Source organism: Paraburkholderia sp. BCC1884 (assembly GCF_900996225.1).
Lineage (GTDB): Bacteria > Pseudomonadota > Gammaproteobacteria > Burkholderiales > Burkholderiaceae > Paraburkholderia.
This window is the reverse complement of sequence record NZ_CAAJGL010000063.1, coordinates 93,986-115,490: the sequence shown is the minus strand read 5'-3', so window position 1 is coordinate 115,490 and position 21,505 is coordinate 93,986. Positions and strand designations below refer to the sequence as shown.

General features: G+C 57.5%; 17 protein-coding genes. 12 read left to right on the top strand and 5 right to left on the bottom strand.

The window, feature by feature from the left end:
- Nucleotides 1-5 precede the first annotated feature (5 nt).
- Complete coding sequence (locus tag FQ705_RS05090) at nt 6-320, bottom strand: EthD family reductase (protein WP_144138323.1); 315 nt, start codon at nt 318-320, stop codon at nt 6-8.
- Between the two features lie 175 nt (nt 321-495).
- Here FQ705_RS05090 and FQ705_RS05085 point away from each other — a divergent pair, with 175 nt between their 5' ends.
- Both FQ705_RS05085 and FQ705_RS05080 read left to right on the top strand, forming a co-directional pair.
- Nucleotides 496-1,347 carry a LysR family transcriptional regulator gene (locus tag FQ705_RS05085; RefSeq protein ID WP_144138322.1) on the top strand — a complete coding sequence of 284 codons (852 nt, stop codon included), beginning with the start codon at nt 496-498 and terminating at the stop codon, nt 1,345-1,347.
- Between the two features lie 803 nt (nt 1,348-2,150).
- Nucleotides 2,151-2,336 carry a hypothetical protein gene (locus FQ705_RS05080; RefSeq protein WP_144138321.1) on the top strand — a complete coding sequence of 62 codons (186 nt, stop codon included), beginning with the start codon at nt 2,151-2,153 and terminating at the stop codon, nt 2,334-2,336.
- Nucleotides 2,337-2,555: 219 nt separating this feature from the next.
- On the opposite strand, the gene FQ705_RS05075 is transcribed toward FQ705_RS05080, so the two are convergent.
- The 3 genes from FQ705_RS05075 to FQ705_RS05060 all read right to left on the bottom strand — a co-directional run bounded on the left by FQ705_RS05075 (nt 2,556) and on the right by FQ705_RS05060 (nt 5,025).
- Complete coding sequence (locus FQ705_RS05075) at nt 2,556-3,338, bottom strand: DUF4239 domain-containing protein (RefSeq protein WP_144138320.1); 783 nt, start codon at nt 3,336-3,338, stop codon at nt 2,556-2,558.
- 741 nt (nt 3,339-4,079) lie between these two features.
- Nucleotides 4,080-4,430 (bottom strand): VOC family protein, encoded by a 351-nt coding sequence (locus FQ705_RS05065; protein WP_144138319.1) that lies wholly within the window; start codon nt 4,428-4,430, stop codon nt 4,080-4,082.
- 280 nt (nt 4,431-4,710) lie between these two features.
- Nucleotides 4,711-5,025, bottom strand: a complete 315-nt coding sequence (locus FQ705_RS05060; RefSeq protein WP_144138318.1) for a hypothetical protein — start codon at nt 5,023-5,025, stop codon at nt 4,711-4,713.
- A 255-nt stretch (nt 5,026-5,280) separates the two neighbouring features.
- Between FQ705_RS05060 and FQ705_RS05055 the strand changes: the two genes are divergently transcribed.
- The 8 genes from FQ705_RS05055 to FQ705_RS05020 all read left to right on the top strand — a co-directional run bounded on the left by FQ705_RS05055 (nt 5,281) and on the right by FQ705_RS05020 (nt 16,312).
- Entirely contained in the window at nt 5,281-5,922 is a 642-nt protein-coding gene (locus tag FQ705_RS05055) for a glycoside hydrolase family 19 protein (RefSeq protein WP_144138317.1), read from the top strand.
- 174 nt (nt 5,923-6,096) lie between these two features.
- On the top strand, nt 6,097-7,140 hold the full coding sequence (locus FQ705_RS05050; protein ID WP_144138316.1) for a hypothetical protein: 1,044 nt from the start codon (nt 6,097-6,099) through the stop codon (nt 7,138-7,140).
- Between the two features lie 102 nt (nt 7,141-7,242).
- The gene (locus tag FQ705_RS05045) at nt 7,243-8,460 is read left to right on the top strand and encodes an alpha-xenorhabdolysin family binary toxin subunit A (protein ID WP_144138315.1); all 1,218 of its coding nucleotides are present in this window, start codon (nt 7,243-7,245) and stop codon (nt 8,458-8,460) included.
- Nucleotides 8,461-8,523: 63 nt separating this feature from the next.
- Nucleotides 8,524-9,567, top strand: a complete 1,044-nt coding sequence (locus FQ705_RS05040; RefSeq protein WP_144138314.1) for an alpha-xenorhabdolysin family binary toxin subunit B — start codon at nt 8,524-8,526, stop codon at nt 9,565-9,567.
- Between the two features lie 56 nt (nt 9,568-9,623).
- Nucleotides 9,624-11,012, top strand: a complete 1,389-nt coding sequence (locus FQ705_RS05035; RefSeq protein ID WP_144138313.1) for a hypothetical protein — start codon at nt 9,624-9,626, stop codon at nt 11,010-11,012.
- 24 nt (nt 11,013-11,036) lie between these two features.
- On the top strand, nt 11,037-12,302 hold the full coding sequence (locus tag FQ705_RS05030; protein WP_144138312.1) for a hypothetical protein: 1,266 nt from the start codon (nt 11,037-11,039) through the stop codon (nt 12,300-12,302).
- Nucleotides 12,303-12,332: 30 nt separating this feature from the next.
- Nucleotides 12,333-13,901 (top strand): hypothetical protein, encoded by a 1,569-nt coding sequence (locus FQ705_RS05025; RefSeq protein WP_144138311.1) that lies wholly within the window; start codon nt 12,333-12,335, stop codon nt 13,899-13,901.
- A gap of 44 nt (nt 13,902-13,945) precedes the next feature.
- Nucleotides 13,946-16,312 carry a hypothetical protein gene (locus FQ705_RS05020; RefSeq protein WP_144138310.1) on the top strand — a complete coding sequence of 789 codons (2,367 nt, stop codon included), beginning with the start codon at nt 13,946-13,948 and terminating at the stop codon, nt 16,310-16,312.
- 23 nt (nt 16,313-16,335) lie between these two features.
- Here the strand turns inward: FQ705_RS05020 and FQ705_RS05015 are convergent, their stop codons facing one another.
- The gene (locus FQ705_RS05015; protein WP_144138309.1) at nt 16,336-17,655 is read right to left on the bottom strand and encodes an MFS transporter; all 1,320 of its coding nucleotides are present in this window, start codon (nt 17,653-17,655) and stop codon (nt 16,336-16,338) included.
- A gap of 803 nt (nt 17,656-18,458) precedes the next feature.
- On the opposite strand from FQ705_RS05015, the gene FQ705_RS05010 reads away from it, so the two are divergent.
- Both FQ705_RS05010 and FQ705_RS05005 read left to right on the top strand, forming a co-directional pair.
- A complete protein-coding gene (locus tag FQ705_RS05010; protein WP_144138342.1) occupies nt 18,459-20,021 on the top strand; it encodes a sensor histidine kinase in 1,563 nt (520 codons plus the stop codon).
- Nucleotides 20,006-21,373: a sigma-54-dependent transcriptional regulator gene (locus FQ705_RS05005; RefSeq protein ID WP_144138308.1), complete on the top strand. Its 1,368-nt coding sequence runs from the start codon at nt 20,006-20,008 to the stop codon at nt 21,371-21,373. The genes FQ705_RS05010 and FQ705_RS05005 overlap by 16 nt, the downstream gene beginning before the upstream one ends.
- Nucleotides 21,374-21,505: the final 132 nt, after the last annotated feature.

Genomic DNA, 21,505 nt, shown 5'->3' with positions numbered 1-21,505 from the left:
ACCGCTCAGAGCGGAGTAATGCGCAAGCGTGCTGGTGCAAGATCGGTGAAATTCGGCACGTCGGACATGACATCCTGGGTTTCTGGCGAGCCGAAGGCAGTTTCGATTGCTGCTGCGTCCCGAAAACGGCATTCACAGATCACGACGGTGCCAACATGCGTCACCGGCGGAAAGAAAGCCGCGATGCTCTCAAGGCCGTAGCGTCGCCAAGCCTGCATCACGAGCGGCAGGTGATGTTCAACGTAATAGCTTCGATCAAAACGGTCGCCTAATGCCCCCTTGTAGGTAACGTAGACGGTCGGCGATATAGCGTCCGACATGACAATCTCCTTTTTGCTAGTTTCTCCGCAGTTGTTCCTGACTCGAAATCTGGAACGCTATTTAGTTAGCCACGAGGGCGGCGCGATGTGGGACTGAGCGAAGTTTCGGGCAATCACTATTGTTCGGCAATCGAATATAATGAACTTCTGTCGTTCATTTTTGTGGGTGTGACGTATGGAGTGGAGCGATGTCCGGATCTTCCTTGCAATAGCGCGCACTGGAACGCTCGGTGCTGCTGCGCGGCTCTTGAACCTCAGTCACCCGACAATTGGGCGACGGCTTCGCGCGCTTGAAGATGCCACGGGACAGGTGCTCTTTCAGCGAACGGCGGAAGGCTTCGTGCTGACGGAGGAAGGCACAGGGATTCTGCCGCTCGCCGAGCAGATGGAGGACAGTGCGCTGACCATGGAGCGGCGGTTGGCTGGCGAACAGCAAAAGCTGGAAGGAACGCTCAGGGTGTCATCGGCCGACTGGTTTGGCGCCTATGTTCTGCCGGCTGTGATCACTGAATACTCGCGCGAGTATCCGCATGTTGAGATCGAGATTCTTACGGGCACGCGTCTATTCAACCTCGCGCAGCGTGAAGCGGACGTTGCCTTTCGTATTGTTCCATTCGAAGGGCCGGATATCGTGCAAAGACGGTTGACCCAAATGCAATATGGCGCCTACGTGACTCACGCAAGCGCCGATCCAATTGAAGGCGACGGCACGGGGAATCGTTTGATCGCAATGGATACGTCGACCGGTAGCTTTCCTGATATCGACTGGCTACAAAATCGTTTTCCAAACGCTGACGTCGTATTGCGTTCGAACAACCGCAACGTCCACGCCCAGATGTGTGGGAAAGGTTTGGGCATTGCTGTACTGCCGCGACCGGTTGGGGATCAGATTGATAGTATTCGTCGGCTCGACCTGAGTGAAGATCCACCGCCTCGCGAGATCTGGGTGGGCTACCACCGTGATCTCCGGCGGTTAAATCGTCTACGGGCGTTCGTGGATCTTGTAATCAAACATTTGGCCAGCTAGTCGATGAGATACAAGATCTCTGGCGCGCGAATTCACTCATTACCAACACAGGCGACAGTGCAGCATCCAGCGTGGGAGACGCTGATCCCGATTGCCCCTCGACCTGAAATACAGCCCATAGGCTTATGTTTGTTGACGCCGAACTCTTTGGACTTCGGTTTTCCGGTCGAGTAATAATTCGACGACGCGCCTGGAGTGTTCCGAATTCGTATCCAACCCAATTTTCTCGGTCGCAACCTTGTCGAGATAAGCCGCGATTAGCGCTGTATCCGTTCCCCCCTGCAACATTGCAAAGACCTCGGGCAAGTACCCCTGATATTCGTCACGTGCTGCCGGGCTGGTTGCGACACCAATCGGTTCTCGTCAAAAAAAGTGATTTCCAGAAGTGCCGTTACTAAGGACCCTAAGCGCAACTTCGCCACTGTAGGCCACAGCAGCATGGTGGCCATAACAATCGAGCAGGAAAGCGAGATTGTCCGCGACAGACTCACTGTCGTCAGGTTTTGATCGGATTCAGCTTGAGAGATCAACACGGGATACGTAAGCAGGCCGCAAGTGTCGCGATCTAGCCAACAGCGCCAGGCGGAGAGTTGGATCCGACCCACCGATCGCAGCGCGCAAATCTACCTACCGACTCGCGCTTATCGCCATTAAAAATCCAATATTTTCAGTGAGTTGTGTAATCGATTTCCGCAGCGGCACCGCTTGGCAAGCACTTTGCTTTGATCCTCATCGAGGAGTGGCCACACCCTCAAAACAAGCTCTGACATTCCTGACCGACTAATTACCTTTGGAGACTCGAAATGAACACGCTCGTAATCAAAGACCTCGCCGTAGCCGTTGAGATGGATCGTACTGCAATGAACGCCGTCAGCGGCGGCAGGTTGCCGCAGCAGATCGTCAACATCATCCAGGCAGTCTCCGACTATGCAAATGACGCTCCTACTCAGCACAGCTTTACTGGCAGTGGGACTTCTGTGACGTACTAACGGAAGTGCGGGGATTTCGTCGCTCACGGCCCCGCCAACGAGGGGCCTCTTTGAATTCGCTTCGGGTGACGCAGGCGTATAGCAACTAATCTCTCTGACTCAAAACCAATGGAGAAACCACTACTTCATCCATCGCCAGATTTTCTCATTCCAGCCGTTATGCTTGCCCAGGTCTCGCATCGCTTCCGCGACTCTAGACCCATCATTTAAACCTTGGGTTCAGCGCTCTGCGGGGATGACTTGCAGAAGCGGTTCGGGCGTCAGGGCGACCTCCCCTGTAAAGGGCCGGTCGTGAGCAAGGATGAGCAAGATGGTCGTTGCGAATACAGCGGAAAACAGACCGATTGCTACGGCAGATGCCAGGCGGTTTCCACAATGAACCAACGCGATCGCGAACAACAGGCAGATGCCGAGAAATATCAGGCATGCCCACTTGACACCGTTTACCTCGGTGCGGCTAATCAGAATCCGCTCGCGACGAGCTTCGAGTGCCTGTCGCAAGGATGCCACCACCTCGCGCTGCGCTGTCTGCTGTCCGGGTGTATTCACGGTTAGAGAAAGTGTGGACTGAAGTGCCTTGTTTAACGACGGAGGACTGATGTTGAGCGTGACGGCTCCCTTCGCCATCAGCGGCCATTCGGTAGTTGCCGTGTACTGGATATAGTCTCGTAGCAGCTTGCGTAATTCGACTTGTGATTCTTGCGGCAGAACGGCAGACATGACAACGATCGTGCGTAGCGCACCGGCTTCCGTGTTTACCGCGGCATTAGCGCGAGCCGTATCGTTCCAGACTTGTGCGGCAGTAAATGCGATGAAGAGACCAAAGATAATGCCGATTGGAGAAAGCAAGGCTGGGGAAATGGCCCCGTATGACCGGCCATGCTTGCTGCCAGCGAGCTTGGCGGTGATGACATGAAGCGCAGCGCCCGCGAGAAATGTCGCACCGAAGGCGATGAGAGTCATTAGCCATATTGGCAGGTTGTGCAACCATGTGCTCATCATTGGCTTGCTCCACGCGCGGCTTGAATTGACGGCTATACCCATTGGATGCAGATGAATCCACGCGGTCAACCAAACCACAGGAGTCAATCGACAGTCTGTACGCGCGACCACGCTCGGCCGCAAGAACCGGCTGGGCAGACATGTGCGCAATTTGAAGCGGTGGCCACTGCAAACGAAATGCAAGACGCAAAGATAGGTCAATTATGTCGAACCAAATTCAGCCTAATTTAAGACGTTCGACAAGGTGAATTGGATCGCCGACAATTCGCTAGCTTTTTGATCCGAGACCATTGAAATAATCTATAAAATGCATAAAAAATTTATTTCACGACCCTATGCGTGACGTTGTTCGCGGTCGCGACGTCTGCGGATGCCGGGTGAAATAAAATCAGAAACTACGTCGGCACGATCGGTAGCGTGCCGGTCCATTTGTCGTTACAAACCTACGATGACATAAATTGAAACGAGTCTGGTCAAAGGCGATTCGATGGCAGTTACTATTACGATGCCCATCGAGTTCCCATTCCATTACAAGGGAAACGCGAATCGAATGGAGAGATGCAGTTATGCGAAGCAGTAGAGCCGGTTTCGTTTGGTGATTCGCCTAAGCTATCTGGCGCTTCGCCTTCGCACCCTGCTCCTTGTCCTATTGCGTTAAAAATTAACGATAGAGGGGTATAGGGGAATGGCGGGACGGTAAGAACGTTTTACTAATAAAGTCCGCGCTGGCGTCATGTGTCGTCAACCGCGCAGTCCGATGCAGTTCCCCCAAGGGTCGCGCACCATACACATTTGCTTAGCTTCCTCAATACGGCCAGGTCCTCGATATAACGTACCGCCGACAGCGAGCAAATGCGCTAACGTTTCGTCGAAGTCCTCCACCGTCCAATAGACAACAGTGCCAGCTGCACCCGACGACAACTTTTCATCGGAAGGGACGATCTCAAGACTGACGCCGTTGAAGTCCAGACAGATAAAATCAAATTCGCCTAGCAGCCTCCTTTCCGAACCGCGAAAAGCTGACTGATACCAATCGAGTGCGGCCGGTACGTCCGGAACATAAATTAGCACTGCGCATATAGCTGAATTCATAAAAAACCGTCCCAGTGGTGAGGTCCACGACGACACCGAGATTGACCCAAAAGTAGGGGGGCGCTATCCCGCCAACAAGAGTCATTCCACGGACACGTCAAATTCGACAACAATCTGCGATCGAGCGAGTGTGCCGGTCGATGACCGCTTTGAACTTGCTCCCATCAATAGCGCCGAACGCACGTCGCCTCGATCTTCTTCAATGCCTCATCCTGCCCCCATCTAGTCTCTGCCTTGCCGGCTGAGTGAGACGAAGAGTGGATGGGTGGAAAAATCTATCTCAACATGAACGCGTGATCTCCGCTTCTCGATGGAATAGCCTGAACGCTTTTACAGGAAAAAAGCTGCACAACCGCTGACACAATATCAAGGCGAGTGCTGCGCAAAAAATAGACCCGAATTTCTTGACTTTTTCCGGATTGAACATATCTTTCATGTGTACCGTCTGAGTTCGCAATTCGACGCCGATCAGGTCAAAAGCCTGGCCTCGACTCCCACCGAATCCTGCGGAATGCACCCCCCCATTGCAGCAGGCTTTGTTGTACATTCGTACCTGTCCGCAGTTCTTGATAAAAGCCGCGTATAAAGTTTCCATTCAAAATTCGGGTGGAGGCGATGATTTTGCCAATTTTATTTATTGCACTTCATTTTAGCCATTAATGGCTAATGGTCCGCAATTGTAGTGCCAGAAATCTAAATAAAAAATAAAGTTATTATTCCGCTATCGTATTATTTTTCTGATCGAATAATTTATTCCGGAAAGTAAGTTTCGGAATAGGGATAGTTGTGTGCGTTAGGGTTGCAATCTAAGTAAATTATCCGTTACACGACCGTCTATTCTGGAATGCAAATGGACAAGCAGACGTTTCGGCGAGCCGCTGGTCTGTCGGAGGAGCTTGCCAGCCGCTGGTTCGATCTTCTGGTGGCCACCACGGATGAATTCGGCATCAGCACGCCCCAAAGGCAAGCGGCATTTATCGCGCAGATTCGTCACGAATCGGGTGGCTTCAGATATCTCTCCGAGTCATTTAACTACAAGCCCTCGGCGCTCGCGATTTTTTCTCGTGTGCCGGTGCATGAGCGCGGAAAGCTTGGACGCCAGCAGAGCGAGGCAGAAGTACCGCTTGTTCGCCAGCAGCAGATTGCCAACCTGGCTTACGGAGGACGGTACGGCAACGGCGACCCCGCGTCCGGAGATGGTTGGCGATACCGAGGACGTGGACTAAAGCAGATTACGTTTCGGGACAATTACGCCGCCTGTGGCAAAGCTCTCGGATTGGACCTCGTTGCTGAGCCTGACTTGCTGGCGACTGTCGACAAGCTCGCCGTCCGTTCCGCGGGCTGGTTCTGGAAAACGAACGGATGCAACGGCCCGGCAGATCGGGATGATTTCGCGGCTACAACGCGAATCATCAACGGCCCTGCTATGGACGGGCAGGAAAAGCGCGTCGCCTTCTGGAACGCTGCAAGGTCGGCGTTGCAGTTGGCGTGAGTCAAGGAGGGCCGTCACAGCCGATGGTCGTTGACCATCTGTTTGAGCAGACGACTCATCCTTGTCGTAAAAACGACATAAATAGTTCGTATACCGAAATAATAAATTAAGTCCCGCTTGACTTTGAAGTCAATGACAGGCGGCGCGAATTGGCCAGATATCAATACGAGAATCATGACTGCGCTACTTGACCAGACCACGGGTGCCGGGGCTGCTTCCGCTGAAAGCGTGCGCTTCACGGCCGACGACCGCGACAAGATCCAGGATTACGTGACCTATGCATCGAGCCTGCCAACCGTTCTGCAGCTCGTAAAGGTGTACGTAGGGTCTGAGACGGTAGGGGTCGCAGGGCTCGAACCGGCCGATTTGCGCAGCCTTTTTGAGCGCATTCACAGCAATGCCGATGAGTGGGAACCCGCGAAAGAGGCCATCCATCGGCAGACGACAGCACTAATGTTGATTGCCGACAGGATCGTCCCTTCGGGCGAATCGCTCATCAGAGCGATTCAGGCGATGCCAGCTTACGTCAGGGCCCGCACTACGATCGGAGATGCGTCGGGCGCACTACCACACATCGATATACCGGATGAGCGCTTCGGACCGGACGACCTCCAGAAGAGGGGCCTACTCGCCGGGCAGATGGCAAGCCTGCAGGCGATCAATCGCGAAAAGGTGGGCGACACCGAGCAGGCCATGCATCTATTGGCGAGCTTTCGTGCAGGCATCGAGGTCCTCGAACCGGTTGTGGCCGGGAAGCGACTCGCCGTCAAGCATTTGAATCCGGAAAGGATCGGCAACGAAATCACGGTAGAGCCGATGATCGCGGCCCTGCAGCGGGAGTATGAGCGCGCCGTGCAGACCGACAGCCGTAACGCGGCGAGCATTGCGGCTAAGAAAAGAGCACTCGACACTGCAATTCAGACGCTAAAGAGTCAAATAGACGTCTATCGCGACAAGCAGCGGGTGACCTACACAATGGGCCGCCTCTTCGTACATCTCACCCAACTTGGCACGGTAATGCTCGACGCCGAAATGGCCACCGGGCATCTCTGGCTTGCGTGGAGGGAGGCTGGCGCGGCTCTCGAAAGCGCCGCCGAGCAATTCGAAAGTATCGATAGCAACAGGAAACTTTTGACGTTTGTTGTCGAATTTCAAGTCATCGTCAACAACTGGAAGTTTGTCCAGGACAGAGCCACGGAACTTAGTGGCATCTTTTGATCGCCTTTTTTTACATAGGTTGTGGCGCTGCGATATTAGGGCGCCACGACCGTATCGACTGTAAATAAGAGTATCCCGTTGTTTCACTAAGGAGAACGGATTATGTCTCAACCGATGGTGGCACCCGAGAAGAAAATTAAACTAACCGATGTCGCAGCGACGGCGTTGAAGCTACTCACTGGCACGGAACAGGGCGTGGCAAGACCGGGCGGAATTTTCACCAAAGAAGACCTGATCAACATCAGTCTGTACGTCAGAAAAGCTAAAGGTCTGCCGGTAAAGGCGGACGAGGTTGAGGGCTACGTCGGTTACAAGTCGAGTGGAATAGCGGGCCTTGAGCCAGCGGACATCACGGACCTTTTCCAGCAGATCTCAAAACATGGCCTCGGCTGGGAGGGCGTCCATGAAGCAGTGTTCAACCAGAGCATCGAGCTAAAGGGATTCTCGAGAAAGTTCGTGACGACAGGTGAAGGCATTATTGGCGACATAAAGGAAATGCCAGTGCTAGAGAGGGCGAAGGGGACGTTGGGCGGTATTTCCGGCAACAAACCCGCGGACATCACCTATGGACCGGACGACAGGGCGATTGCCCAGTCCATCGGCGAAATCCTCGAATTGATGCGCATAGACGCCGGGAAGCAGCAGACGAAAACGGCCGCGGTAAAGCAAACGGTTAGCGACTACCGTCTCATCCTGGTTGGCGGCAAGCTCTCGACGGGAACCGACACGCCCGGACTGGAGCCCCAGGTCGCCAGAAAGCGGAAGACGATGGCGGACAACAAACTGGCGGAGACGATCAAGGCGGATGAGGACTCCGTGACGGAAAAAGAAGGGCGGATCGAGCAACTGAAGAAAGACTATGACAAATACGTCGGGTTGGCGTTTACGGGTGCCGCAGGCGGCATCATTGGACTGGCCATCACCGGAGGAATCTTTGGAGCCAAGGCCGAAGCCGCCCGTAAAGAAAAGAATGAACTGATCGAGGAAGTGCGGGCCTTGAAGGACAAGGTGTCCGGATCGAAGAAGCTCCAGAAAGCGATTGATACCCTCGCACTCGATTTCAGCGACATCGGCACCCGGATGCTCGACGCAGAGACTGCGATGGGACACCTCGAATACATGTGGGCCTCGATACTCAGTCTGATCGTGAACTCGCAAGAGGAGTGGAAGAACATCGAGGATGGAATGAAATTGGGCACGTTCGTCTCTTCCTTTCGGAGTGTGATCGATCCGTGGAAGACAGTCGGCGATTTGTCCGGCGACCTCGTGAAGGTCTTCGACGAAGCCAGGGCGGAATATAAAAAGCGGAGCGGGCTGTAAGTCCCGGTTGCGCAAAGTGCTCGACGGCTATTCCTTATCGCATCAACGGCGAGGTGCTTCATCATGTCAAATGTCACACCACTCGTGTCACCGACTACAGGTTATTCAGAGCCGGACTTCCATCTGATTGCACAGTCGACAAAGGATATTTCACGGCTTGCCGTTTTCCAGACAGACAAGTTGATGATCATCATGGATAAGGCGAAAAGGGCATCAGGTTACGCGCTCGACCTCGATAAGGCCATGGCCGAAGCGTTGGTGTCCGTATCGACGCAAGCTCAGAGCCTCGACTTCCGGGAGATATTCGGCCAGTTGGCTGAGATTGACGCAGAGATCGCGAAGGGCAAGCTCAGCCCCGCGGACATCAAGGAGTTGGAGGCGGCTCGCGAGGAACAGTCTGGGCTATTCGGGACCCGGATCAGCGGCATGAAGTCCAAGTTGCGCAACGGCGCGGCCCAGGTGATAGAGAAGGCGAATGAGGTTCGCGGCGTCGTACTCGCTGAGCGCACGAAGGAGCTATTGGCGCAGCAAGAGCAACGCCAACCTGAACTGAGTAATGCCGTTGTCGCAAAGAGAGCTAGCTGGAAAGCCATTGACGCAGACCGGGCGAAGATCATTGAGGCTCAGGATGTGATTCGGGCGCGCGGCATTGTCGATATTTACAAGGATTTCATTCCGAAAGACCTTGAGAAAATCGACCTCAAAAAGCCGGAGGCGGAGGCGATCCGTCTAGGTGTAGAAGTGCTCAAGAAGATCATGGGTGAGATCTCAGAGGGTTTCAAGTATTCAGACCTCGCCAATCAGCGCAAGGTATTCGACGCCAGAATCGAGACCCTCGATGTTGAAATTCAGGAACTCATCGCTGAACAACGGGCGAATGACATATTGATCAGCGATCTCTCGGCCGTCATGGCCATCGACGGAAAAAGAGACGCTCTACTCGGCGAAGCCAACAAGCTGCCGCTGGCTTTCTCCGGATTCGCGGATGAACTGGACAGGCTCAACGGTCCCGCGGTAACGGAGGCAAGTGCCAGCAAGTTGCTGGGTGCGATTGGAAACTACACGGCGAAATGTCTGAGTGCACGCAACAGTGTAATCGTCACCTGAATACGCCCGGCCGCGATTAGCGTTCTTACCTCCTCATTGCCAGCAAAGGAAAACACATGACAGCAGATCAGGAAAAGAAAATTCTGGAGACCCTCTACGACCGGATCTATGACGCATTGACATATGTTCCGGGCGGAGGCAAAGCGGGTGACTTCGACGAGGAAACGACGGTACTTCAAATGACGAAGAACTACGTGCTTAATCCCGCTGATTACACCAACGCCAGAAGCTCGATCAAACCAAATGGGGATCTGCGAACCGCTTTCGCGTTCTCGGATATGATGGATGCGATGCCCAACATGGCCGCCGAATGGTCGGATTCCGGAAGAAAGGTCTCTATTACGTATCAAACGATCGTGAGAGGCGCAAACGCCGATAACAGCGAAGACCTGGCGCAGAGGGTGGTCTATGACAAAGCCTACGCGTTTCTCAACGCACAGACGAAGATTCCAAACTTCGATGGACCGGACACCGTGACTTTTGGACCGTCGCCCATCGCACTTAGTTACGATCAGAATCAGACGGCCTATGTCAACGCCATCGGTGGGTATCGTCTGGCCTACAACGGCTATGATCTGGACAAAATCGAAGATCAAAGAAAGTTCCAGGCAGTAGCGCCGGGCTTGCAGAACACAATCGAACAGGCCTGGAACAAATGGGTACGGGAAGGAAAGCAGAACGTCGAAAGAGCCGAAGATGCGCTCAAAACGAGCATCAATAACGCAGTTGCCGCCGCAATCAGTCAGGCTCAGAGAGCCATGAACGAGCAGAACATGACGGCTTCCCAGGTGTCCGACTTGCAGCTCTGGTTCGCCAGCTATGCGATGCCTACGAACTGGTGCGATCCGACCTGCCAGGGCTCGCAATTGACCCTATCGAGCAAGTCGCTGGCGACCAACACTAGCGAGAAAGCGTCAGAGTATTCAAGCCACTCGGGGGGTATTTTCTGGTGGGGGAGAAAATCGAACGACGGAACGACCAAGACCGAGTCCGCAAGTATGAGCGACACCGAGTTCGAGTTGAGCGCGGAGCTGATCGTCGTGCGAATTCGACGTCCCTGGCTAAACACCATGCTGTTCAGCATGTCGAACTGGTCAATGAAGGGCAACGAGCCCCATACGATCTCCAATGGAACGAAGAAAGGTAATGCGAGTGGGCTTCTTCCGTTGATCCCAACCGCCTTTGTCGTGGCGAAAAACGTGGCGATCAAAATCAAATTGACAGAACAGGAGACCGCTCGCTTCGAATCCGAAGACTCTTCCAAGGAATCAACGGGCTGGGGCTGGGGGCCATTTGGCGGGGGAGGTCAGTTCAAGAAAAATCAGTCGAAGGGTGACACGTTCAAATCGACTTACTCGAACGGCGTCCTCAAGCTTCCGGGGCTACAGGTGGTTGCCTGGGTGAGTACCATCACGCCGGCATCTCCGCCCAATAAGGCTGCCTGACCATCCAAAGCGAGGGCAGCAATCATGGAGATGCTCGACTCAATCGCAGCCGCGCTTGGTAGCGCCGTGGGAGAGGCCGTCGCCCGACCGGACGGCGCGGCCGTGCCGGGCAGCCACGCTGCGCGGCCCATTCTTCAGCTCAACCGGTTTCCCGTCTCGATCGATACCGCTACGTTTCGGAAAGCGCTATCAGCGCGCGATCCCGGCGGCGATCAGAGGCCGTTGTTCGCGTTTCGCCAGCTAGTCGATCCAGTGCCGACATTTACGCGAAGTTACTCGGCGTCTGCTGGATCGACAGAGCAGATTTACGCGGAACTGCTTGACGGCGCATCGGTGAATGGCGAATCCGCGTTTCCGGCAGGCGTCTTGAGTAAGGCGAGAGCCGTCTTTGAGTCCGAGAAGTTTGCGAATCTGGACGGGAGTCATGGCATGTGGCGGCCGGTTTATGCAGTCCCGGAAGACTGGAGTACGGCCGGCCCGGAACGTTTCCGGAGCATCGACATCGACCTCGATGCGCTCGGCACTCCGCAGAGTGCGTTTGCAATGATCGGCGACGCCGAGCATGCGGCACTACGCATCGGTTCCAATGATGCTGACGGCGACACCAACACGGCAGCAGACCGGGTGCATTCCGTGCGCGTCGAGTACCTGCTGGTGGGATTGCGCAGACCATGGCTGGACCCGATGTTGTTCGAAACAAGCGAATGGTTCCTCTCAGGGCAAGACGCCGGCTTTTGTTCGACAGGAAAGCTGAGCGGCAATCGCGGGGTGTTGCCGCTGATACCAACCGGCTTGCTCCTCGGCAGAACTGTCGACGTCACGGCGGACTGGAGCGCTGCCGAGAGGTTGATGCTGAGCAAGGCCAACTCGGGGGGGGACCCTGTTTCGCTAGGGCCGTTCCTGCTATCCGCGTCCGGCGATGCGGGCTCGACGCTGCAAATAATCGGCTGGACCAGCGTTCTGGTGCCGTTCTCTCCGAAGATGACGAAGAACACGGCTGGCTCCGTTCTGGTCGACAACCGTGGTGGCTTTCTTGCGCGGTTTTCGGTCGAGTGGAATGAAGGTGCTGAGCGCCGTGTCAAGAAGACCGACAATTTTCGGGTTCTGGCTTCCGCAGAAATCGCCATACCGGTCAATGCCTCGAAGATTGTCGTGAAGATCGAAATCATGACCTTCCCCACGCCCTTCGAGACCTGGAAGTCCTTCGACTCGCTCTCGTTTGATAAGCCAGTGGTGAAGAAGTACGTGTTGTCGGGCACCACGTTCGATCCGATTCTCAAGGAAGCATGATCCGCTCAATGCGCGATAGGAGCATCTTTCATGGCTGCGAAACCGCTACTCTTGCCCGCCTTCAATGCGAAAAGACTCAAGGAAGGTTGGAACCGCATCGCTGAACTGAGCGATTTCTCTGCGTTCACCAATTTCGTCAATTACTCGGCGAACGAAAACCACGCCCGGTTCGGTTCCTATGTGATGAAACAGGTGAAGGAAGTCTATCTCGAGGTTCAGAAGCAGGCCGGCCCAGACGCACCCAACCAGGGGAAGATCGTCATTTTTCTCGATGAGGGTGTCGATCAGAAGTTCGTGTCGCTGTTCAAGACGACCGAAGATATCGTCCTCGTCTGGTCCTTTAACACACCCGTCGTAAACTTTCGGCGTACCAAAGGGATCGTCACGACCGAGGGTAATCCGGAACAGGAGGCCGACGTCATCATGACAGCGGTGACCCTGGGGTTTGCCGGGTCGTATATTGCGGACTCCGGCAATCCGATCCAGTTCGACATGGACCCGCTGGAAGCGTCGAAAGAGCCGGCGAAAGTGAAGCACTTCGAATCGGTGGTCGGCAAGATGGACAGTGCCGTCGCCGCCTATCTGACGAAAACCGGAAAACGTTCCGGCGAGGTCAAACCAGGACTGAGTCCCGGCTATAGCGACGGCGCCATCATCATGGGCGTCTATGCGATGGCTGGAAAGGATGCACCGCAGACGGTGTCTGCTCCCATCTTGTCGGAGAAGGGTAAAGCGCTTTGGGAAAGAATCCGGACGCTTTCCGTTGCGCAATATACCGGGCGAGGCGCCTATACGGGGTTCGTCGACAACAAGAATACCGAGGGCGACTCCGACCCTGTCGGGCCCCGTTCGTCTGCGCGTTTTCGTGCGCCCAAGCCCGGCCAGGCCGATTACGGTTCTCACCCGCGTTGGCTACCGCCGGCGGACAGCCCGCTTTGGGAAAACCGCAAGCGCGCTGGAGGCGACACTTTCGTGCCGTGGGGCCTGATTGGGGGAGAAAAGGCAGGCGTGTCGCGCAACGAAACCGGTAGCGGCGCGCTGAATGAAGCAGACTTCACCACGATTTCGATCAGCAATGTCGGCATGGCCTATGTCGAGGACGTCGCCGCCGATGACATCGCCGCCTATACGCACGGCATGATTCAAGCCATCTACAAGGCCTACCATCTCGGGCCTGGCTGCGAACCCTATGAGATCGCAGTGGGTGACATGACCAAGAAAATGGCCTCATGCCTGACCTGTACGCTCTTCATGAATGCGGCCGGCTATCCTCCCACGTCGATCCATCTGGGGCGAGGCGAGTCGTGGGCACCCCTCTACCGGCCCTACAACCCGAACGGCTCCGCCGGCGATCAAGAGGCTGCGGTTATCCGCGACCTCAATAACGCCTGGTACGCGAAGTGCCTCGAGTGGCTGCAGACCGGCCTCGTCATTCTCGACGATACACGCATCGCGGGTGACCATCAGGCGAGCCGCGAGGCGGTGAGCCGTTATCTCAACGCTAACCGGGCGGACCCCACGGTCGGGGGCGTGTTGATTCTCGACGCGGTAACCATTCATGCGGGCGAGTTGGACAGACTTAGCCGGACGTTGAAATAGCCAGTACTCCCAGAAGTCATTCCAGCTCGGATAGGAGATCACTCATGCCTGCGAAGCCATACAGCATCGCCGACTTTAATCGGCGTCGGGACAACGAGGGATGGACTCGCATCGCTGCGTATCCAGACTTTCAGAAGTTGACTAACTTCGTTAATTACTCCAGCAATCCGGAACACGTGAAGTTCGGCGCGCACGCCATGGCGCAGGTGAAGAAGTTCTACCCTGAGATTGAGCGGGAAGGGGGGCCGGGCGCACAGAAGCCAGGTCCGATCGCAATCTGGCTGGACATGGGTGCGACCCAGAACTTCGTCTCGCTTTACAGGCAATCCGAAGACCTCGTGCAAACCTGGTCGTGCCAGAAGGCGCCGGACAAGCCGGACGCTCCCGTTCTCGACGGGGCAGGATGTCTCACCAGGCTCGGCCTCATCGCGCTCGGCGCCCGCCAGAATGTCCGGCTGCCGTATCCCGGGCAGGAGGACAAGGCGTTCATGTGGAAAGCGCCATCTTTCCACCCGCTTCAGGTATTGGAAAACGCCTACCAGCGAGTAGTGCGCAAAGCGGGACATGATGCCGTCTCTGACCAGGTGCAGGCGCAAACCGAGACGCTTTCAAGATACTTTATTCAGGATCCTGGCACTCCGGAGCCTTTCAGATTCAAACCACTCGACGCGTTCGACGGCGAGCACCTGGCCGCGGTCAAGATGAATCACCTGATCGATTCTTTCTATCTGTTCCGGCTGCTCGTCAACTATCGCGTGGAGGCGAGCGAGGAGATCGGCGAAGACCTGCGTGCGGAGCTCAGTGGAGACCTGACCAAACTGCTCCACAACGGAGACCGGGTCAAAATGAAATGGCTTTCCGCCTGGTTGACGAAAAAAATCGGCGAACTGGGCGCCATAACGAACGCACTAAACAAAGACGGCAAGCAACGGGTCATCTTCTTTCTGAAGGGCGGTCGTGCGCTCAACTATTTCCTCGGCACACCCGAGAAAGGCGAGAATGACTGGGACACGCAAGTGGTCATCAACCCTTATTTGCCGCCTGAGGAGTGGTATGGCTGTCTCGCCGAGGTGCACGACGCCCTATTGCTCGCCCTGAAGACCTTCAAGGTGGAATTCACACAACTCGTTCAGGAAAATGCGCCGCTATTTGCGGAGTACCTTCAAAGCGCTGCGCCGCAGGAAGTCGACGATGAAGAGATCGACGAGCATGATGCGGGCGATGTCGACAGCCTCAAGGAGCATGCGAACTGCAAGGCAGAACTGATCGACATCGGCATCCCACGACGTGACTCGCCATCCGCTCTCGAGGAATGGACGCACCTGAGCGCCGCCGGCGCACTTCTGCAGTCGGAGGGTGTGATTTATCCGTATCGCGAGTATTACCTGAGTGAATACCTTATGATGGTCCGCGACGCTTTCACAAGCGACGAAGTGAGGAAGGCGCCTAAACGGATCACGCGGCTGGGTTTGATCCTGCAGAGCGATCGGGGCAGGGAAGAACCGTCGGCGGCGCAATTGAAACGCCTGGCGGCCCTGCCCAACACGGCGCGCTTACTCGCCGGTCTCGAGGACAAGGGCAAGCGTGAACTGTTCACCCTGATCGTCGCTCAGTTCGTCGAGGCCTACAACCTGCACCAGGATACGGAGCTCGCTGCGCATTTCGACAACGAATGTCTGGCGATGATCTCGAAGCGCCCGTCACTTCCGGCGGCACTCGATGTCTTGCTCGATGCAAGCCAGAAAGAAATCGCCTCGATCGTGGCAGTCGCCCATCATCTCTCGGTGCTAATGGATGAGCACTGGGCCAGCCGCAATCAGTTCTTCGAAGAGCGGTTGCCGTTCTTCGCCGATCTCGTCCAGAACCTGTCGAGACTGACTAACGCCGGACTTCGAAAAGCCGGAGCTCAGTTCGCGATCGCCGGCAGCTACGCCTCCCGACTGCACGCCAACCACCTGCGCATTCAGGTGGACGGCCTTGAGCCCATCCGGCGCTTTCTCATCAAGCTGCAGTGCACCCAGGGGAGCAATCGTATCGCGGTGATGGACGCGGTCCGCGAGGATATCCGCAATGCTGCGGAAAGTACGGGCAAGCTTAGGGTCGTGGACGCATCGGAAGGTGACAAGCAGTCCCTGCTGATCTACTGGACTGAGAAGGTTTCAATCGGTCGGTTGACGTACGCGCCGCTGGTGATGAAGATCCGGGTTGCCGAGCAAAAGGGCTCGCAGCTTCCTGTGCTCTCGTCCATTGAGGCAATGCCTGTACTCGACCCGCGCTACCTGGTTGCAGACTATCTGAAGAAGACCTCGAAGATTGACGAACGAGGCGCCCGACGGGTTCTGGCTTCAGCGACCGCCGCGGTCTCTGAGATGCTCTCCAGGTTCGATTTCGATTCGGATGACCCGGATTGATTCGTGTGGGACTTTATAGAGTTTCAGCGAGCGGAAGAACGCTGGCGATCTTCGTGGCATAGGATCGCTGGCGCAGCGGCATCGGCGGTTCCGACTGTGTCGCGGACATCTTCGCGACTTCGGCAAGCTTCTCTCAGACCCCTACGGAAGCAGAGCCATAGCGCGAGGGATCCAGTCGAAACCGCCCCGAGTGCGACGAACGCAGCGGGATAGCCGAAGTGCTGGGCAAGTACGCCGCCGAGCGCCGGACTCAGCGCCGCGCCGACGCCCTGGACTGTCATGACGACACCTTGTCCGACATTCACGCGACCGGTTCCCTCCAGTAGCCGAACGACAAGTGCGGGGACGGCTACGCTTTGAAGTCCCGCGCCGATGCCATCAAGCGCCTGGACCGGCCAGACACCCCAGGCGTGAATGACGGACGCAGCGATCACGCCGCGAAGGGGCAATGCGAGGAACGTCAGAAGGATGACCCACCAGTAGCCGCGCCAGCGAATGAGCCGGTTGGCGAAGACTGCGGCGCCGACCATCACCAGTTGCGCCACCACGATTGTTTCGGCCGTGAACGCACTTGGATTGCCCTGATGTGCGGCGACGATTGCAAGACCATAAAGTGGCAACATGGCTGCGTTGCCCAAATGAAACATTGCAAGTGCCGCGGCGAGCAATAGCAGCGGACGACATTGCAGCAGAATGCGAAATCCGCTCGCGCCCGCCTGTGTGTCGCGGTCTTTCTTTGTCCGGTCGGTTTCATCCGCCGGGCGATCTGCGCTCAAGCCTCGCGCGATATCGTCGTCGATCGCGTCACGGCGGATCATCAGTACGCAGATGACGGACAGTCCCCCGAACGCAGCGCTAAGTGCAAACACTGCGCCCAATCCAAAACGCCAGCCTAGCCACCCCGACAGCGCGGCAGCAAGAACGTTTCCAGCATGATTGGCCACCTGATTTCGACCAAACTGATGGTCGAATCCGCGCTGGCGCACCATCCCTAAAGTGATGCCCGCCATGGCGGGCCCCAGCGCGGCCCCGGTGATCGCCGTCGCAACCTGCGAGGCAGCGACTGCCCAGTAGTGCTGCGAGATCCAGACGAGGCACGACGCCAGCACTGTCATGATGCCGGCTACCACGATCAGGCCGCGCTTGTGCCGTGTGGCGTCAACGAGCGCACCGGCTGGCGACGTAGCCAGCACACCTGCAATTCCGCCGATCGTCATCACGGTGCCGATCGCATCCGTATTCCACCCGCGCGCCTGGAGGAATACGCCCAGGAACGGACCGATGCCAGCCTGGACGTCGGCCATAAAGAAATTGAGCGCTTCGAGCGCACGGGTGGACTTCACCAGTGACGACCATTCTTGTTCGGGCCCAGCTGGGAACCCATCAGCCCGTGGTCAGCCCATTCGCCCACCGCGTGCGCATCCGTCCCGGACGTCGCATTGATGCCTGTGCGTCGGACAGCGCTCGAAGGCGTCATCACTCCTACAGCGTCCGATCCTGTCCGTCCGTCGGACGTGGTCGCCTTGACGTCGATCCTGTCGCCCCCCGCGCTGGAGGGGACTGGAATCTTCGTTTGCCAGAGACCTGAACTGCTATCGACCAGTTGCATCGAAACCTCCATTCCGTCCAGGCTTGCAGTTACAGCATCGATGCTCTTTCCGAATACCTTTGCCCGCATAACCCACTTACCTGTCGGTACCTGTCGCGGATCAAAGGTATCGGTGACCAGGCGACGATCCGCAGGCTCGGTTATCAATACAGGCGACCAACTGTCTTCGAGGCGCTGGAAACGCCAGTTAGCAACACCGCCATCGACAGTGGCAACTGAAAAGCCTGCGATGCCTTAAGAAGAGCCGACTCGTCGGCGGTGCTGGGCTTGAGCAAGTTGGATGCCATTCGGTCCGTGGTTACCGGACTGGCTCGGGCGGAACAGAGCGGCACGCGGGGCCGCCGCCAATTGTCGAATCGCGACTAGGCAAGAGGCTGGCTGGACGGCGAGCGGGACCTCATGAGCGAGGAGCATCAGATGTCCATTTCGCTGACATGGCGTGCCTGGTGTCTGGACAGCGTCAGACAGGCGGGCCAACCACACCAGCCTCGGGCCGGGATTTTGCTAAGCTCTAGCTCTACCCCTCCCGGCCTATTCATGACCGTAGCCCCTCGCCGCCTCTCGTTCGCCAGCCAGCTCGTCGTCTTCTGGCTAATGGTCGCGGTCATGTGCGCGGCACTGATTGGCCTCGTCTGGTTCATGGCTCAAGCCAATCTTGGACGGCAGATCGGACTTGCGAGACAGCAAGGACTTGCGGGCTGCGAGACGATTGGCTCGCGCTATGACCTGTCGATCGACCGCGCGCCCGACTCAAAACCATTCGTGCCGGGTTCCGCCAGTGTTCCTTCCAATCCGTCGACCGGAATGGCAGCGCATCCGCCGCCGTCTGGCGCGCCGAACACCGACCTGATGCACGCGATCCTCGATATCGTGCTCGCGCAAATGGACGGCGTCGAAGGCGGCTTCTGGCGCCCGGCGGAGGGCGGTCCGCGCGGCAGCTTCGATGCGTACGCCTTTCCGACCTATCAGGGCAGCGGCATCAAGCGCGACATCCCGGACGCGGAAACACCGCTGATTCTGCGCACGCTGCGTGCCGCTGTAGCCAGCCGCGCGGCGACATCGCAGTTCGTCGAGGGTCAGCAGGATGCCGTGATCGTCACCGCCTGTCCGGTGGCCCGACGCGAGGGGTTGTTCGCCTGGACGCTGTCCCGCGTGCACCCACCATTCGGACCGTCGGGCAAGGCGCTCGTCACTGGGCTTGCGGTGCTGCTGGCAGTAATCGTCGGCATTGCCATCGTGCTTGGCATCCTGCTGCGACGCTGGCGCGCCAATCTCGCGCGCGTCGAGGCAAGCCTCAGTCAGCCCACTGATCCGTTCGTACCGATCGCGCCGACCGGCGAACCGGACCTCGACAAGATCGTCCTCGCGTTCAACGCATACGGTACACGCGCGACATCGCTGCAGCAGGAGGCTGGCGAACTACACGTACAACTGTCGGCGGCGGAGCGCCTGGCCGCCATTGGTCGTTTCTCTGCGCAGATGGCGCACGAAATCCGAAATCCGATTGGCGCTATGCGGCTCAAAGCGGAAAACGCGCTGAACGGCGACGTGGATCGCAAACAGCGGGCCTTGGCCGTGATCCTCGAACAGATCCAGCGGGTCGAGCGCCAACTTTCGGGCCTTCTCGCACTGACACAGCCAATGCGGATTGACGTCGCTCCGATCGAACTGCGCCGCTGGCTGGCTGAACGCATTGAATGGCATCACGATGCAGCGGCACATGCCGGCATCGAACTCACACTCGACATTGCCGACCGGCTGCCCGACCTGGCCTCGTTCGACCCGGACCAGCTCGCGCGGGCGATCGACAATCTGATCATCAATGCGCTGCGTCACACGCTGTCTGACGGTCATGTGATGCTGCGTGCAAGTGACGCAAGCAGGACACTCCGGATCGAAGTCGTCGACGATGGCCCGGGCGTGCCGCCCGCCGAGCGTGAACGGGTCTTCGAACCGTTCGTGACGGGCCACGCCGGCGGCTCTGGGCTCGGCCTCGCGGTGGTCCGGGAAATCGCTGCTGCGCATGGCGGCAGCGCCTTTTACGAAGCGCGTGAGCGCGGAGCCTGTTTTGTGATCGAGATCCCATGGCGCACATCCTGATTGTCGACGACGACGATGCGTTTCGCGAGAGCCTCGCGGAAACGCTGGGCGACCTGGGGCACGACACCACCGAAGCGCGCAGCGGTCACGATGCGCTGACCCTGCTGGCAGGCACCGCGCGGTTCGACTGCATGTTTCTCGACTTCAGGATGCCGGACATGAGCGGCATCGACGTGCTCGAGCGCGTGCGCGCGTTGCCTGCGCGCCAGGCGCTGCCGGTGGTCGTACTGACCGCCTTCGCCACCAGCGAGAACACTATCCACGCCATGCGGCTCGGCGCTTTCGAGCATCTGACGAAGCCAGTCGGACGCGCTGCAATTGCGACGTTGCTCACGAAAATCGACGCGTCGAACGGCGCCGCATCAAGCGCGGAATCGTCGACTTCGAACGAGTCAGTCGCGGATGCCGAGACGCCGCGCCTGCTCGGCAATAGCGAGGCGTTGCGTGACGCGCAGAAGCAGATTGGCCGCGCCGCCGCCACCGATTCGACCGTGCTGGTTACAGGCGAAACCGGTACCGGCAAGGAGGTCGCCGCCCGGGTGTTGCACGATGCGTCCGGGCGTCGGCACGCCCCGTTCGTAGCGATCAATTGCGCGGCGATTCCTGCGGAGCTGATGGAAAGCGAATTATTCGGCCACGCGAAAGGCGCGTTCACCGGCGCGGTGGCGCATCGGGCCGGGCGCATCGTCGAGGCGAATGGCGGCACGCTGTTCCTCGACGAAATTGGCGATCTGCCGCTGCCTATGCAGGCCAAACTGCTGCGCGTGATTCAGGAGCGCACGCTGACGCCAGTCGGCAGCAATGCGAATATAGCCATCGACGTGAGAATCGTTGTTGCGACACACCGCGATCTCGTGGCGGAAGTGGCCGCGCGCACGTTTCGCGAAGACCTGTTCTATCGGCTTAACGTGATTCCGATTCATCTGCCGCCGCTTCGCAAGCGCCCTGAGGATATCCTGTCGCTTGCCTCGCACTTTCTCGGGGCCGCGGCGATGCTCGGCGGCCCGGCGCGGAGCCTGAGCAGCGAGGCAGAGCGGCGTCTGCTCGCCCATGCGTGGCCGGGCAACGTGCGCGAGTTGAAGAATGCGATGGAGCGCGTCGCGGCGCTCGCGCGCGGCCCGCTTGTGACCGACGACGACCTGGCTTTTCTAAGCGCGCCGCGCGAGTTGGCTAGAGAGATTTCAAGCGCGCTGCTTGACCTGCCGCTGCCGCAAGCGATTGAGCGGCTGGAGCGCGACGCCATCGAACGCGCGCTTCAGCAGACCGCGGGCAATCGCGCCGAAGCCGCACGCCGGCTCGGTATCAGCCGTCAATCGCTTTATACGAAGATGGCCGCGTACAAAATCGGTTAGGCATGCTTCGATCGCCCGCCATGGTGTCCAGCTAACTGACACCACTTGTCCAGCGGGTCGACAGCCAGTCCCTGCGTTTCAGCCGACAAGCCTCATCCAGCAAGGCATACCGCGGTGGCATAGCGATTGCAA

Coding starts and splice junctions, on each gene's coding strand:
- FQ705_RS05090 (WP_144138323.1), bottom strand. CDS start 320: ATGTCGGACGCTATATCGCCGACCGTCTACGTTACCTACAAGGGGGCA.
- FQ705_RS05085 (WP_144138322.1), top strand. CDS start 496: ATGGAGTGGAGCGATGTCCGGATCTTCCTTGCAATAGCGCGCACTGGA.
- FQ705_RS05080 (WP_144138321.1), top strand. CDS start 2,151: ATGAACACGCTCGTAATCAAAGACCTCGCCGTAGCCGTTGAGATGGAT.
- FQ705_RS05075 (WP_144138320.1), bottom strand. CDS start 3,338: ATGATGAGCACATGGTTGCACAACCTGCCAATATGGCTAATGACTCTC.
- FQ705_RS05065 (WP_144138319.1), bottom strand. CDS start 4,430: ATGAATTCAGCTATATGCGCAGTGCTAATTTATGTTCCGGACGTACCG.
- FQ705_RS05060 (WP_144138318.1), bottom strand. CDS start 5,025: ATGGAAACTTTATACGCGGCTTTTATCAAGAACTGCGGACAGGTACGA.
- FQ705_RS05055 (WP_144138317.1), top strand. CDS start 5,281: ATGGACAAGCAGACGTTTCGGCGAGCCGCTGGTCTGTCGGAGGAGCTT.
- FQ705_RS05050 (WP_144138316.1), top strand. CDS start 6,097: ATGACTGCGCTACTTGACCAGACCACGGGTGCCGGGGCTGCTTCCGCT.
- FQ705_RS05045 (WP_144138315.1), top strand. CDS start 7,243: ATGTCTCAACCGATGGTGGCACCCGAGAAGAAAATTAAACTAACCGAT.
- FQ705_RS05040 (WP_144138314.1), top strand. CDS start 8,524: ATGTCAAATGTCACACCACTCGTGTCACCGACTACAGGTTATTCAGAG.
- FQ705_RS05035 (WP_144138313.1), top strand. CDS start 9,624: ATGACAGCAGATCAGGAAAAGAAAATTCTGGAGACCCTCTACGACCGG.
- FQ705_RS05030 (WP_144138312.1), top strand. CDS start 11,037: ATGGAGATGCTCGACTCAATCGCAGCCGCGCTTGGTAGCGCCGTGGGA.
- FQ705_RS05025 (WP_144138311.1), top strand. CDS start 12,333: ATGGCTGCGAAACCGCTACTCTTGCCCGCCTTCAATGCGAAAAGACTC.
- FQ705_RS05020 (WP_144138310.1), top strand. CDS start 13,946: ATGCCTGCGAAGCCATACAGCATCGCCGACTTTAATCGGCGTCGGGAC.
- FQ705_RS05010 (WP_144138342.1), top strand. CDS start 18,459: ATGACCGTAGCCCCTCGCCGCCTCTCGTTCGCCAGCCAGCTCGTCGTC.
- FQ705_RS05005 (WP_144138308.1), top strand. CDS start 20,006: ATGGCGCACATCCTGATTGTCGACGACGACGATGCGTTTCGCGAGAGC.